Annotated in this window: 1 protein-coding gene and 1 pseudogene; one reads left to right on the top strand and one right to left on the bottom strand. The window is 66.6% G+C overall.

The features are described 5' to 3' along the window. Positions 1 to 224 (bottom strand): hypothetical protein (locus ACFOYX_RS35855; protein WP_377534799.1); only part of this gene is annotated, 224 nt, incomplete at its 3' end. Between the two features lie 203 nt (positions 225 to 427). Here ACFOYX_RS35855 and ACFOYX_RS35860 point away from each other — a divergent pair. Next, positions 428 to 710 (top strand): annotated as a pseudogene (locus ACFOYX_RS35860) (hypothetical protein); the annotation flags it as partial.

A 710-nucleotide genomic window follows, 5' to 3' on the forward strand; every position in this document is an offset into this window, starting at 1 on the left:
TCCACCGTCACCGACAACGACCCGACCAACTGCGCCGGCACCGTCGAGGACTGCTTCAACTGAACCACCACATAACCGAGGGGGTCCCTTTCCGCCGCACCACGGCGGAAAGGGACTCCCCTGCCCCCCACGTGGCCACCGGGTGGTTCGTCGTGGTCCTCCACCACAACAAGCCGTCCGGAGGCGACCGGCAGCTTTCCGCCCTCCGCGACACCCTTCGCCAACCGTGACACCGCCGCTGCCCTGCGGTTCCCCGTGCGGCCAGCGACCCCACCCGCCCCTTATGCGGGTTTTTCTCGTATATGGGCACGAGGTGAAGAAGGTTCTCATACGGTGGTCTTCAGCAGCTACAACCGATTTGTAGCGGAGGCCGCCTCGCCGTGGCGAAGCGACCTTGTCGGGTACAAGGAGAGGGCAGAGAGCTCCGATGTCCAACTACCTTCGCAATAACAGTGACGCCACCCGTGAGACGGTCTCCCCGATCCGGCGTCGCCGGGTCTGGCTCGCCACCGGCGTCGTGGGCCTGACGGGAGCGGTCAGTCTCGCCGGTGTGGCGTACGCGACCACCGGGGTCACCGGTCCCCACCGGCTCGCCGACGTGAAGTGGTCGACCGCTCAGCAACTCACCAAGGACGACGGCCAGGGCGAGGAGGAGGCCCGTGACGAGAAGGGTCACGAGGGTGAGGACCGTGGTGACTGGGACGATCACG

It is taken from the genome of Micromonospora sp. GCM10011541, from assembly GCF_042650725.1.
Classification (GTDB): Bacteria; Actinomycetota; Actinomycetes; order Mycobacteriales; family Micromonosporaceae; genus Micromonospora; species Micromonospora sicca.